This window comes from Duganella sp. S19_KUP01_CR8 (genome assembly GCF_036688705.1).
Classification (GTDB): Bacteria; Pseudomonadota; Gammaproteobacteria; order Burkholderiales; family Burkholderiaceae_D; genus Rugamonas.
In genome coordinates this window covers 126,460-140,037 of sequence record NZ_JAQQPR010000003.1, presented here as the reverse complement: position 1 = coordinate 140,037, position 13,578 = coordinate 126,460, and the positions used below count along the sequence as shown (strand labels likewise).

The window sequence follows — 13,578 nt, the reverse complement described above, 5'->3', positions numbered from 1 at the left end:
AGGAGCCGCATGTCACCGACCCGTCCGTTTATCGCCCCCATGCAATTTGACGATCCGATTGCCGCTTATGAACAGGTTTTGGCCATCTACGAGGCCAACGTCGCCCACTTGCGCGATGCCATGAAACGCTTTGTCGCCGGCGAGGATGTCGGCGAGCACGTGCGCGGTTGCTACCCCTTTGTGCGGGTCCATACCGACACCGTGGCCCGCGCCGATTCGACGCTGGCGTTCGGCTTCGTGGCCGGCCCCGGCACCTACGAAACCACGCTGACCCGGCCCGACCTGTTCGCCCGCTACTACCAGCAACAGTTCAAGCTGCTGCTGAAGAATCACGGCAGCCATCACCTGCGGATCGAGGTGGGCACCAGTTCGCAGCCGATTCCGATCCACTTTTCGTTTGCCGAGCACGAGCACATCGAAGGCAATATGAGCGCGGAACGGCGCCTGCTGATGCGCGACGTATTTGACTTGCCCAACCTTGCCGCGATGGACGACGGCATTGCCAACGGCACCCACGAGCCGCCGCCGGGCGAGGCCCAGCCGCTGTCGCTGTTCACGGCGCCGCGCGTGGACTACTCGCTGCAACGGCTGCGCCACTACACCGGCACCTCGTGCGAGCACTTCCAGAAGTTTGTGCTGTTCACCAACTACCAGTTTTATATCGACGAATTCGTCAAGCTGGGCCACGAGCTGATGGGGCAGGCCGCCGGCGCGCCGGGCGACGACTACATCGCCTTCATCGAGCCGGGCAATATGGTCACGCGCCGTGTCGGCCAGGCGGTGCAGGCCAACGACGCGCACGGCGCGCCGCTGCCGCGCCTGCCGCAGATGCCGGGCTACCACCTGATCCGCGCCGACGGCACCGGCATTTCGATGGTCAATATCGGCGTCGGCCCGGCCAACGCCAAGACCATCACCGACCACATCGCCGTGCTGCGCCCGCATGCCTGGCTGATGCTGGGCCATTGCGCCGGCCTGCGCAACACTCAGCAGCTGGGCGACTACGTGCTGGCGCACGGCTATGTGCGCGAAGACCACGTGCTCGACGAGGACTTGCCGCTGTGGGTGCCGATCCCGCCGCTGGCCGAGGTGCAGGTGGCGATCGAGGCCGCCGTGGCCGAAGTTACGCAGCTGACCGGCCACGACCTGAAGCGCGTGATGCGCACCGGCACCGTCGCCAGCACCGACAACCGCAACTGGGAACTGCTGCCGCAGCGCACGCCGGAGCGCCGTTTCAGCCAGAGCAGGGCGATCGCGCTGGACATGGAAAGTGCCACCATTGCCGCCAACGGCTTCCGTTTCCGCGTGCCGTATGGCACTTTGTTGTGCGTGAGCGACAAGCCCATGCATGGTGAGATCAAGTTACCGGGCATGGCTAACCAGTTTTACCGCGAGCGCGTCGACCAGCATTTACGCATCGGCATCCGGGCGCTGGAACTGCTGCGCGCCTTGGGCGTGGACAAGCTTCACAGCCGCAAGTTACGCAGTTTCACGGAGGTCGCGTTCCAGTAAAACTATGCGGAAAATGCATATAAGCCCGCAAAGTGCGGGCTTTTTTTTCACTTTCTCCACCTGTGGCGATACTTTTTTCGGTATCGAAAACCCGAAAAAATTGATTGGTTTGTTTTTTAGCCAGACCCTAAGATGATTTCGAGGTTGCTGCATAAAACTATAAAACAGATAACACAGGAGACGTATGAACAAACTATCAACCGGGACTTCCCAGTCCCAGGCGACGCATCGCCTTGTCCTGAAAACCGGCGTCGCGGTGCTGGCCGCAGCCGGCCTGCTCAGCAGCGCCTCGGTGTGGGCGCAAGCGGCCGCCGACAAGACGGAACCGAGTGACGCCGCGACCGTGGTCGTCACCGGCGTCAAGGCATCGCTGATCAAGAGCCTGGCGATCAAGCGCACCAGCGACCAGGTCGTGGAATCGATCGTTGCCGAAGACATCGGCAAGTTGCCTGACAACAATGTCGTCGAAGCGCTGCAACGCATCACGGGCGTGCAAGTCACCGACCGCGCCGGCGGCGAAGTCGGCACCTTGTCCATTCGTGGTCTGCCCGATGTCCAAACCACCTGGAACGGCCGCAATATCTTTACAGCGTCCGGCACCCAGGTCGCGCTGCAGGATATTCCCTCGACGCTGGTTCGCCAGATCGATGTCTACAAGACGCGCGACGCCAGCCAGTTGGACACCGGAATTGCCGGCCAGGTTGACGTCAAGTCGCTGCGGCCATTCGATTTCAAGGGCTCGAAAGTGTCGCTGTCGGCGCGCGAAACCTATCTCGATCCCGCGAAAAAGGCGAACCCCCAGCTCAGCGGCATGTTAAGCAACCGCTGGGAAACCGGCATCGGCGAAGTCGGCGCCCTGGTCAATCTGTCGGGCAGCCAGACGAAGTACCGTAATGAAAGCGTGACGCCAGGCGCCATGGTGCCATTTACCAGCCCCAATGCCGCCGAAGTTCCGCCAGGTTACACGCCCTTGCAGCGCATCTTCGACAACAATATCTGGACCCCCGGCACCCATACCGGCTTGCCGATGGCCGCGGGTTCAACGCTGGATTTCAACGGCAAAGCCTATCCTTATTACCTGGCGCGCGACGCCGTTTTCCAGAGCGACCTTCAGGGCAAGCGCGAGCGTTCCGCCGCCAATGTGGCCTTGCAGTGGAAGCCGAACAGCGATTCGGTCTACACCTTCGAATCGATGTACAACGGCTATCGTGACAAGTCCTTCAACCAGTTGCTGTTCAGCTTTGTTGACTGGTGGGGGGATCTCGGCAGCAACCCTGCGGGGACGATGACGACCTACCCGGGAACCAACGTTATCAAGACCCGTAAAGTCAATAACGTCTATGGCTTCAACAGCGGCGACTACACCACGTCGGCAACCGATTCCTACGTTTATGCCCTGAACGGCAAGTGGAACCTTGGCGATCGCCTGAGGCTGGAAGGCGACGTGTCGTACCAAACCAGTACCTTTCACTCGGAATTCACAGCCACCCGGATTGATCGCGTTGCACCTTCCATCAACGTCGACTTCAATGCCGGCGGCGGCAACACGGCCTTCCATTTCAACAATGATGCCGACCTGACCGACCCGACCAAGTGGAATGTTGCGCAGTTCTTCGATACCGCCAACCGCAACAAGGGCAGCGCCGCGACGGCCAATCTGTCGGGCGTCTACGATACCAACTGGGGTGCGCTGGAGACGATCCAATTCGGTGTGCGCTTCGACGACCGCAAGGCGTCGGAGGCTAACCGGAACCAATCGGGCACCTTGAACCGCAACCTCGCCTCGCTGGGTTCGGAATATTCCTCCACCAACTCGAACTTCGGCACGGCCATTTCGGACGTACCGCGCTCCTGGGTGGAGCCCAATGCCTACTACATCCGCGACCATATCGACGACTGGCGTAAGCTGTTTAACTCGACTGATCCGAACTTCCTGACAACGGACAAGCTGAGCCTGCAGAAGACGTTCGGGGTCGAAGAAAAGACGAGCAACCTGTTCCTGATGGGGAATACCCAAAACGAGCTGTTCGGCCATCGCCTGCGCGGCAATTTCGGCGCGCGCTATGTCAAGGTCGATACCGACATGACCTTCTATAAGGTCGATGCCACCACCAAGGCGGTCACGCCGTCCGGTGCCAGCAAGTCGACCAGCAAGGTCTTGCCCAGCATGACGCTGATTTACGACCCGTCCAAGGATGTAGTGCTGCGCTTTAACTACGGTGAAACCCTGCGCCGCCCGAACTTCGGTGACCTGAATCCTGTCCTGCAACTCGGTGACGACGTTTCGAAGGTGGGTTATGGCTCGGGCAGCGGCGGCAATCCGGACCTGAAACCGACGCACTCCAAGAACCTGGATCTGACGGCCGAGTGGTATTTCCAGAAGGACAGCGCACTCTACGGCACGGCGTTCAAGCGCAAGATCGACGGTTTGGTCGTGAGCCTGCGTCACAAGGTGCACGTCGATCCGGCGAACGACCCGTTCCGCAACTCGACCTCGGGCGGCGACCATACGAACGGCTATGACTACGTCATCAACTCGCCGGTCAACGCCTCCAACGGCACGATCAAAGGCGCCGAGCTCGGCTTGATCTACTTCCCGAAGGGGCTGCCGAGCCTGCTGGACGGCCTGGGATTCCAGGGCAGCTATACGCGACTGACCTCGTCGCAGAACGTGCCTGACGCCAATGATGCCGGCGTCATCGTCTCTCAGCTCGAGACACCGTTCTTCGGCGTGTCCAACAGCTCCTACAACGCCACCCTGGCTTACGAAAAGGGTCCGATCAGCACGCGCTTGTCCTATGTCTGGCGCTCCGGCTTCCTGGCCAGGAACGAAGCCGCCTTGTTCGCAAATCCGATTGGTATCTGGCGTCAGCCGGAAAAGAGCGTTGACATGCAAATATCCTACAAAATCAACGACAATATGTCGGTCGATATCAGTGGTGTCAACTTGACCAACGAAATGCAGCAGCAGTACTACCACTTTGGCAATGCGGGTAACGCGCAGCTGACCAATTTCGGTACACTCCAGGTCGGACGTTCGGTCTCGGTTGGCTTGCGCTGGAAGATGTAAGCCCCGACGGTCAAGAGCGTTTCCGTCTTATTGTGTTCACGTCATTCCCGCTCGCGGGAATGACGACCTGGTGGAGTATCCGATGTCGAATCAAAAATTATCGTTGCTGGAAAAAGTGGGCTTTGGCGCCGGCGACATGGCGCTGAACGTGGTGATCTCGTCGATGATGTTGATCATCACGTTCTTCTACACCGATATCTACGGCCTGAAAACCTCCGACCTGGCGCTGTTGTTCGTCGCCGTCAAGTTCATCGGCGCCTTGTCCGACCTGGTGATGGGGCAGATCACCGACCGTTTCGACAGCGCCCGCATGGGCCGCTATCGCCCGTACCTGCTGTTCCTGGCGATACCGTATGGCGTCAGCGTATTCTTCGTCTTCACCACGCCGGATTGGGCCTACAGCGCAAAGCTGATCTGGGCTTATTCCACCTACATCATCATGACGGTGATGACTTCCGGCGTCGGCATACCCTACATCTCGCTGCCGAGCAGCCTGACCAACGATCCGCAGCAGCGGCTGTCGGCCAACGGCTATCGCCTGTTCTTCGCCAAGATCGGCGCCTTCATGGTGACGGTGGTGGTGCCCATCCTGTCGGAACGCTGGGGCGGCGGCAGCGCGGCCACCGGCTACCAGGCCGCGATGGCGGTGATGGCGGTGATCGGCATCGCGCTGTTCCTGTTCTGCTTCTTTACCACCACCGAGCGTGTGCGCCACGTGGTGCAGAAACAATCGCTGCTTGAACAGCTGAAGGTGCTGCTGAAGAACGACCAGTGGCTGATCCTGTGCGGCGTCTGCGTCACCGGCACGGTCGGTTATGTGGTGCGCGCTTCGGCTTCGATCTACTACGTCAAGTACTACCTGGGCGGCGATGCCGCCACCGTGTCGGCCTTCCTGTCGACCGGCGTGGTGGCGGCCATCCTGTCGATGATCGCCTCGACCTGGATCACCAAGTTCTATTGCAAGGTCAAGCTGTTCCGCTGGACGCAGATCGGCGTCGGCGCGATCAGCGCCGCCATGTACTTCCTGGTCAAACCGGGCGACATGGTGCTGGCCTTTGTGCTGTACTTCCTGCTGTCGTTCGTGGTGGACCTGCATGCGCCGGTGTTCTGGTCGGCCATCGCCGAGACCATCGACTACGGCCAGGTCAAGACCGGCAAGCGCGTATCCGGCTTCGCCTTCGGCGGCATTTCCGTGTGCCAGAAGGCCGGCATGGGCATTGCCGGCGCGCTGGTCGGCGTGCTGCTGACGTACTTCGAATACCAGCCGAATCATGAACAGACCGCGTTCGCGCTGCACGGCATCGTGCTGATGTTGACGCTGATCCCGGGCTTCTTCCATACGGTGATGGGGCTGTTGATGTTCAAGTACCGCGTCACCGACGAGTATTACATGCAGGTCAAACATCAGATGAATGTTCAAACCTATGTGGCAGTCTAATTTTTTGGAAATCGAAGCAATGGAAGATGTACTCACTCCGCTGATCGAGCAGCGCGCCGATCCTTTTATCATTCGTCACAGCGACGGCTATTACTACTTCACCGCCTCGGTGCCGCAGTACGACCGCATCGAGCTGCGCCGCGCGAAGACCATCGCCGGCCTGGCGGATGCGGACAAGGTCGATGTCTGGTACAAGCCGGACACCGGTCCGTATAGCGAACTGGTTTGGGCGCCGGAGCTGCACTTCAACGACGGTGCGTGGTATGTCTACTTCGCCGCCGCGCCGAGCCGCGAGATCAAACACAAGCTGTTCCAGCACCGCATGTACGCGATCCGCAACGCCAATCCGAATCCGTTGGAAGGCAAGTGGGAGTTCATGGGCCAGGTCGACACCGGCATCGACACCTTCTGCCTGGACGCCACCACCTTCAGCCACAAGGGCCAGCTGTACTACCTGTGGGCGCAGAAGGACGTCGCCATCGAGGGTAATTCCAACCTGTACATCGCGCCGATGGAGACGCCGTGGCAGCTGGGCGGCCCGCCGGTCATGCTGAGCAAGCCGGAATTCGACTGGGAGATCCGCGGCTTCTGGGTCAACGAAGGTCCGTCGGTGCTGAAGAAGAACGACAAGATCTTCATCAGCTACTCGGCCAGCGCCACCGATGAGAACTACGCCATGGGCCTGTTGTGGGCGGACGAACAGGCCGACCTGCTGGACCCGGCGTCGTGGACCAAGCTGCCGCAGCCGGTGCTGCAAACCTGCTACGAGCATGGCGTGTACGGACCGGGACATAACAGCTTCACCATCGGCGATGATGGCGAGACCGTCATGTTGGTTTATCATGCACGCACCTATACCGAGATTATCGGCGATCCGCTGTGGAACCCGGACCGGCACACCTACGTCAAACCGCTGAAGTGGGACGAGCAGGGCATGCCGGTATTCGGAAAACCCTCGATGGCTTAAAAGCACGTCATTCCCGCGCAGGCGGGAATCCATAGAACATTTGCGGCGGCCCCGGAACCAATTCCGTCGGCCGCCGTTGCCGTAGAAAGCACACATGCAGCCAACCATCACCACGACCGCCTTCGGCCCAGAAGCCACCCTGTACACCCTGACCAACGCCAACGGCATGATCGTCAAGATCAGCGACCTTGGCGGCGTGATCACCGAAATCCACACCCCGGACCGCGACGGCCAGCTGGCCGACGTCTGCCTCGGCTTCGACGATGCCGCCGCCTACCTGGGCGAATCGCACTACCTCGGCGCGCTGATCGGCCGTTACGGCAACCGCATCGCCAACGGCCGCTTCACGCTGGACGGCGAAAGCTATCAGCTGGATGTGAACAACGGTGTAAACCATTTACACGGAGGCCTGGACGGCTTCCACCGCCGCATGTGGGAAGCCGAAACCTTCGCCACCCCCAAATCGGCGGGCCTGATCCTGAGCTACCTGAGCCCGGACGGCGAACAAGGCTACCCGGGCAACCTGGAAGTGACGGCGATCTACGAACTGCGTAACAATAACGAATTGCGTATCGCTTTCCACGCAATCAGCGATAAAGCGACGCCGGTCAACCTGACCAACCACGCTTATTTCAACCTGGCCGGCAAGGGCGACATCCTGTCCCACGAGCTGACCATCGCCGCCGACGCCTACACGCCGGTCGACAGCGGCCTGATACCCACCGGCGAACTGCCTGCGGTGGCAGGCACGCCGTTCGACTTCCGCACGCCACACACGATCGGCGCGCGCATCAACGAAGACGACGAACAGCTGCGCCACGGCGCCGGCTACGACCACAACTTCGTGCTGAATAAATCGGCGCCAGGCGCGCTGGAACTGGCCGCCCGCGTGCGCGATCCGTCCTCCGGCCGCGTGCTGGAAGTGCTGACCCAGGAGCCGGGCATTCAGTTCTACAGCGGGAACTTCCTGCATGACGGCATGGGCGGAAAAGGGCGTATCTACGGCCATCGCAGCGGCTTTTGCCTCGAACCGCAGCACTATCCGGACTCGCCAAACCGCCCTGAATTCCCATCGACGATACTGCGTCCGGGCGAGGAGTACACCACCGTCATGAGCTACCGCTTCTCCGTCGAGGACTGATACCGATTCGGGTATCAAAGTCGAATAATAATTTATTGGAAAGATATCTCACTACAACTTAGTATGGCTTATCGATGCGGGGGCATGACAAGCACGCTCCCGTACAAGAACATACTGAGGAGATATGCATGTCCGATAACGACAAAAAGGTGAAGCTGCGCTCCGCCGAGTGGTTTGGTACCCAAGACAAAAACGGTTTCATGTATCGCAGCTGGATGAAGAATCAGGGCATTCCTGATCATGAATTCCAGGGCAAACCTATCATCGGCATCTGCAACACGTGGTCGGAACTGACCCCTTGCAATGCCCACTTCCGCAAACTGGCGGAGCACGTCAAGCGCGGCATTCTCGAAGCGGGCGGCTTCCCGGTTGAATTCCCGGTGTTCTCCAACGGCGAATCGAACCTGCGTCCAACCGCCATGTTGACCCGTAACCTGGCCAGCATGGACGTCGAAGAATCGATCCGCGGCAATCCGATGGACGGCGTGGTACTGCTGGTCGGCTGCGACAAGACCACGCCGGCGCTGTTGATGGGCGCCGCATCGGTCGACATTCCAACTATCGTCGTCAGCGGCGGCCCTATGCTGAACGGTAAGCTGAACGGCAAGAACATCGGCTCCGGCACCGCCGTATGGCAGCTGCACGAGCAGGTCAAGGCCGGCGAAATCACCATGCACGAATTCATGTCGGCGGAATCGGGCCACTCCCGTTCCGCAGGCACCTGCAACACCATGGGCACCGCGTCCACGATGGCCTGCATGGCCGAGGCGCTGGGCACCACGCTGCCGCACAACGCCGCCATTCCCGCCGTCGATTCGCGCCGCTACATCCTGGCGCATATGTCGGGCATTCGCGCCGTCGAGATGGTGAAGGAAGGCCTGACGTTGTCGAAGATCCTCAAGCGCGAGAACTTCGAGAACGCGATCCGCGTCAACGCCGCCATCGGTGGTTCGACCAACGCCGTGATCCACCTGAAAGCCATCGCCGGCCGCATCGGCGTCGACCTGGAGCTGGAGGACTGGACCCGCGTCGGCCGTGGCACGCCGACCATCGTCGACCTGCTGCCTTCGGGCCGCTTCCTGATGGAAGAGTTCTACTACGCCGGCGGCCTGCCGGGCGCGATCCGCCGCATGGGCGAGGGCGACCTGGTGCCGCATCCTAGCGCGCTGACCGTCAACGGCAAGTCGCTGTGGGACAACTGCAAGGATGCGCCTATCTACGACGACGAAGTGATACGCCCACTGGACAAGCCGCTGCTGAAGGATGGCGGCATCTGCATCCTGCGCGGTAACCTGGCGCCGCGCGGCGCCGTGCTGAAACCATCGGCCGCCACGCCGGAACTGATGCAGCATCGCGGCCGCGCCGTGGTGTTCGAGGACTTTGAACATTACAAGAGCCGCATCGTCGACCCTGAGCTGGAAGTCGATGCCAGCTCGGTGCTGGTGATGAAGAACTGCGGCCCGAAAGGTTATCCGGGCATGGCCGAAGTAGGGAATATGGGCCTGCCGCCGAAACTGCTGGCGGCCGGCGTCAAGGACATGGTCCGTATCTCGGATGCGCGCATGAGCGGCACCGCCTACGGCACCGTGGTGCTGCACGTGGCGCCGGAAGCGATGGCCGGCGGCCCGCTGGGCATCGTCAAGGATGGCGACTGGATCACGCTCGATTGCGCAGGCGGCTTGCTGAACCTGGAGATATCGGATGCGGAGATGGCGGAACGCCAGGCCGTGCGCGTCGCCGGCTCGGCGCCGGGTCCCAAGACCGGCTACCAGAAGCTGTACATCGACCACGTGCTGCAAGCCGACGAAGGCTGCGATTTCGACTTCCTGGTCGGGAACCGCGGATCGGCCGTGCCGCGCCACTCGCATTAACCAACACTACGACCGCTGTCATTCCCGCGAAAGCGGGAATCCATAGAACGCCTGATGGCGTGCTCAGTATGGATTCCCGCCTGCGCGGGAATGACGGGGGCGCAAAGGAGATTTTATGCTACTCGTACAATTCAAGAACGAACAAGGCGCGCGCCAGATCGGCGTGCTGGAACAGAACACCATCCGCGTCATCGAAGGCTACGACACCACCTACGCGCTGGCGCAGGCCGCGATACGCCAGTCGATCGGCCTGGCCGACCTGGCGGTGAAGTCCGCCGGCGCCTCCTTGCTGGCGTTCGACGCCGTCGCCGCGGCGGGCCGCCTGCTGCCGCCGCTGGACCACAGCGACGACGCCCATTGCTATGTCACCGGCACCGGCCTGACCCACCTGGGCAGCGCCGATACCCGCGACGCTATGCACAAGAAAATCGGCGGCGACGTCGAATCCCTGAGCGATTCCATGAAGATGTTCCGCCTGGGTGTTGAAGGTGGCAAGCCTGCCGAGGGCGAAGCCGGCGTGCAGCCGGAATGGTTCTACAAGGGTGACGGCTCCATCGTCGCCGCCAGCGGCCAAGCCCTGAGCATGCCGGACTTCGCGCTGGATGGCGGCGAAGAGCCTGAAGTGGCGGGCCTGTACGTGATCGGTGACGACGGCCAGCCTTACCGCGTCGGCTACGCCATCGGCAACGAGTTCTCGGACCACGTGACCGAGCGCCAGAACTACCTGTACCTCGCGCACTCCAAGCTGCGCGCTTGCGGCCTGGGCCCGGCGCTGCTGGTTGGCGAAGCGCCGGCGCATATCGAAGGCACCTCGCGCATCTACGACGTTGAAGGCAAAGTCCGCTGGCAGAAGGCTTTCTTCAGCGGCGAGCAGAATATGTCGCACACCATCGGCAACCTGGAGCACCACCACTTCAAGTACCCGCTGTTCAAGCGTCCGGGCGATGTGCACATTCACTTTTTCGGCACGGCGACGCTGAGCGTGGCCGACAACATCGTCGTCAAACCCGGCGAGACCTTTGAAATCGAAGCACCGCAATTCGGCCCGGCCCTGCGCAACAAGCTGACCGTGTACAAAACCGAAGTCGCGAAAGTGAAAGCATTATGATCATTACCGGTGAAGCACTGATAGGCGGCGTTGGCGTCAAAGGCACGGGCGGTGCGATCCGCGGCTTCAACCCATCGCTGCAACAGCCGATGGAGCCTGAGTTCCATGCTGTCGATTTCGCGCAGATCGACCAGGCTTGCTGTTTGGCCGACGCCGCGTTCGACACCTTCCGCGCGCTGAGCGACGAGAAACGCGCGGTCTTCCTCGAAACCATCGGGGAGCAGATCATGGCGCTGGGCGATGTGCTGGTGGAGCGCGTGATGGCCGAAAGCGGCCTGCCGCGCCCTCGCATCGAAGGCGAGCGTGGCCGCACCGTCGGCCAGTTGAAACTGTTTGCCAACCTGCTGCGCGAAGGCTCGTGGAACGACGTCCGCATCGACAAGGCGCTGCCGGAACGGGCGCCGCCGCGTCCCGACCTGCGGATGCGCATGATCGGTCTCGGTCCGGTGGCGGTCTTCGCGGCCAGTAACTTCCCGTTGGCTTTTTCTGTCGCTGGTGGCGACACCGCGTCGGCCCTGGCGGCCGGCTGCCCGGTGGTGTTGAAGGCGCACTCTGCGCATCCCGGAACGTCCGAGCTGGTGGGCCGCGCCGTGGTCAAGGCGGTGGAGCTTTGCGGCCTGCCTGCCGGCGTATTCTCGCTGCTGACCGGCAGCGGCAACGGCATTGGTCAGGAGCTTGTGCGTCATCCTGCGATCAAGGCGGTCGGTTTCACCGGCTCGCGCAGCGGTGGCGTTGCGTTGATGGCTGTTGCAGCCGCGCGTCCGGTACCGATCCCCGTGTATGCGGAAATGAGTTCGATTAATCCGGTGTTCCTGATGCCGCGCGCACTGGCTGCGCGCGCAGAGGAAATCGCCGCAGGTTTCGCTGGCTCGCTGGTGCTGGGCGTGGGGCAGATGTGCACCAATCCGGGATTGGTGATCGGTGTCGGCGGCCCTGACCTGGACCGCTTTGCCAACGCCGCCGCGCAAGCGCTGGCCGGTGGCGCCGCATGCGCGATGCTGTCGCCGGGTATCGCCGGTAGCTTCCAGCGCGGGATCACGCAACTGGCGGAGCATGCAGACGTGAAGACGCTGGCGCTGGCGCCGCAATCGGAAGGCAAGGGCGCCCCGGCGCTGTTCGTCGCCAGTGGCGCGGCCTTCCTGTCGCAGCATGCGTTGTCGGAAGAGGTATTTGGCCCGGCTTCGTTGCTGGTCGCCTGCAAGGACATCGCCGAGCTGCATCAAATCGCCGAAAGCCTGGAAGGCCAACTGACCGCCACCCTGCAACTGGACGATGGCGATCTGGATCTGGCGCATGCACTGCTGCCGGTACTGGAGCGCAAAGCTGGCCGCATCCTGGCCAATGGATTCCCGACCGGCGTGGAAGTGTGCAGTGCGATGGTGCACGGTGGTCCGTTCCCGTCGACCTCCGATGGCCGCAGCACGTCCGTAGGTACGGGCGCCATCGTGCGTTTCCTGCGTCCGGTGTCGTACCAGAACCTGTCGCAAGCCTTGCTGCCTGAGGTATTGCGCGACAACGGCGCCGCAACCTGGCGCCGCCGCGAGGGCGAACTGACGCGCGGCTGAAAAAAGATAACGGAGACTGTATGACCCAATTGGCCAAATTTGGCAGCTTGCGCGACAAGCGTGTATTCATTACGGGTGGTGGCACAGGGATCGGCGAGGCGATGGTGATTTCCTTCGCCGAGCAGGGCGCGCAGGTGGCGTTCGTCGACATCGCGCGCGACGCCAGCCTTGCCTTGATACGCAGGGTGAAGGAGGCTGGCTATCCTGAACCCTTGTTCCGTCAGTGCGACATCACCGATATCCCGGCGCTGCAAGCCACCATGTCCGAGATGGCGGCCAACGTCGGCGATTTCGACATCCTCGTCAACAACGCCGCCAACGACCAGCGTCATGAAACGGCCGAGGTGACGGTGGATTACTGGAACGAGCGCATCGCCATCAACCAGCGCCCGATGTTCTTCACCTGCCAGGCGGTTTTGGAAGGCATGAAGAAGAAGGGCTCCGGCTCGATCATCAACGTCGGCTCGATTTCGTGGCACGTCAAGAACGCGGGCTATGCGGTGTATGCCACCTCCAAAGCGGCGGTGCACGGCCTGACGCGCGGGCTGGCGCGCGAGTTCGGCGCGCATGGTATTCGCGTCAACACCGTCACGCCGGGTTGGGTGATGACGCAGCGCCAGATCGACCTGTGGCTGGACGACGCAGGCGAGCAGGACATCAAACGCAACCAGTGCATGCCGACCAAGCTGCTGCCGCAGCACGTGGCATCGATGGTGCTGTTCCTCGCCGCCGAAGACGGCGCGATGTGCACCGCCCAGGAGTTCATCGTCGACGCAGGCTGGGTATAACCCGGGGTCAGGTCCCCCATTTATTCATGAGCTCGTGCCTACGTACGAGCTCATGAACAAATGGGGGACCTGACCCCGGATTTTGGCCCCGGAGACAACCGTCCTATGAGGCGGTGGG

General features: G+C 61.7%; 9 protein-coding genes. All 9 read left to right on the top strand.

What is annotated here, in order from left to right:
• Positions 1–9: 9 nt before the first annotated feature.
• The 9 genes from V6M89_RS04315 (at position 10) to V6M89_RS04275 (ending at position 13,460) form a co-directional block, all read left to right on the top strand.
• The gene (locus V6M89_RS04315) at positions 10–1,512 is read left to right on the top strand and encodes an AMP nucleosidase (protein WP_332852018.1); all 1,503 of its coding nucleotides are present in this window, start codon (positions 10–12) and stop codon (positions 1,510–1,512) included.
• A 184-nt stretch (positions 1,513–1,696) separates the two neighbouring features.
• Complete coding sequence (locus V6M89_RS04310; protein ID WP_332852017.1) at positions 1,697–4,582, top strand: TonB-dependent receptor; 2,886 nt, start codon at positions 1,697–1,699, stop codon at positions 4,580–4,582.
• A gap of 82 nt (positions 4,583–4,664) precedes the next feature.
• Positions 4,665–6,020: an MFS transporter gene (locus tag V6M89_RS04305; RefSeq protein WP_332852016.1), complete on the top strand. Its 1,356-nt coding sequence runs from the start codon at positions 4,665–4,667 to the stop codon at positions 6,018–6,020.
• A gap of 19 nt (positions 6,021–6,039) precedes the next feature.
• Positions 6,040–6,987 carry a glycoside hydrolase family 43 protein gene (locus V6M89_RS04300; RefSeq protein ID WP_332852015.1) on the top strand — a complete coding sequence of 316 codons (948 nt, stop codon included), beginning with the start codon at positions 6,040–6,042 and terminating at the stop codon, positions 6,985–6,987.
• 94 nt (positions 6,988–7,081) lie between these two features.
• The gene (locus V6M89_RS04295; protein ID WP_332852014.1) at positions 7,082–8,128 is read left to right on the top strand and encodes an aldose epimerase family protein; all 1,047 of its coding nucleotides are present in this window, start codon (positions 7,082–7,084) and stop codon (positions 8,126–8,128) included.
• A gap of 128 nt (positions 8,129–8,256) precedes the next feature.
• On the top strand, positions 8,257–9,999 hold the full coding sequence (locus V6M89_RS04290) for an IlvD/Edd family dehydratase (RefSeq protein WP_332852013.1): 1,743 nt from the start codon (positions 8,257–8,259) through the stop codon (positions 9,997–9,999).
• Positions 10,000–10,114: 115 nt separating this feature from the next.
• The gene (gene araD1 / locus V6M89_RS04285; RefSeq protein WP_332852012.1) at positions 10,115–11,107 is read left to right on the top strand and encodes an AraD1 family protein; all 993 of its coding nucleotides are present in this window, start codon (positions 10,115–10,117) and stop codon (positions 11,105–11,107) included.
• Positions 11,104–12,672 carry an aldehyde dehydrogenase (NADP(+)) gene (locus V6M89_RS04280; RefSeq protein ID WP_332852011.1) on the top strand — a complete coding sequence of 523 codons (1,569 nt, stop codon included), beginning with the start codon at positions 11,104–11,106 and terminating at the stop codon, positions 12,670–12,672. Before araD1 ends, V6M89_RS04280 begins: the two co-directional genes overlap by 4 nt.
• A gap of 20 nt (positions 12,673–12,692) precedes the next feature.
• Positions 12,693–13,460, top strand: coding sequence for an SDR family NAD(P)-dependent oxidoreductase (locus V6M89_RS04275; protein WP_332852010.1), 768 nt, complete (start codon positions 12,693–12,695; stop codon positions 13,458–13,460).
• Positions 13,461–13,578 lie beyond the last annotated feature (118 nt).